The organism is Paracoccus sp. S4493, assembly GCF_000967735.1.
Classification (GTDB): domain Bacteria; phylum Pseudomonadota; class Alphaproteobacteria; order Rhodobacterales; family Rhodobacteraceae; genus Paracoccus; species Paracoccus marcusii.
Map to the genome: position 1 here is coordinate 1 of NZ_JXYF01000583.1, position 357 is coordinate 357.

Genomic DNA, 357 nt, shown 5'->3' on the forward strand with positions numbered 1-357 from the left:
CGCGGCGGTTTGGACGGGGCGGCGCCAGGCGGCTGCTGCGTCTGCAGCCCGCCGATCTGGGTGGCCAGACTGACCGCCTGGCCGCGATGGGCGCCGTTGCGCGACGGGTCGAGCCGTGACGCCTGAGGCGATGACCCATGATCAGCTGATGCAGGCCCTGTCCCCGGTCCGCCTGCCCACGCCGATGGCCATCCTGTCTACGGCAGAGATGGCCGCGCTTCTGGCACTGGGCATCATCGCGGGGCTGGTGCTGGCCTTGGCGGTGCTGCCCTTCACGCGCCGCCGGGCGGCCTGCCCGCGTCTGCGCGTGGCGGCGCTGCGGGGGTTGCCGGTGCCGGACCGCCTGCTGGCCATCGC

The 357-nt window shown here is 74.5% G+C and carries 1 protein-coding gene; it reads left to right on the forward strand.

The window, feature by feature from the left end:
* Nucleotides 1-130: 130 nt before the first annotated feature.
* On the forward strand, nt 131-357 hold a 227-nt coding region (locus TW83_RS19155), incomplete at its 3' end, for a hypothetical protein (RefSeq protein ID WP_045984386.1).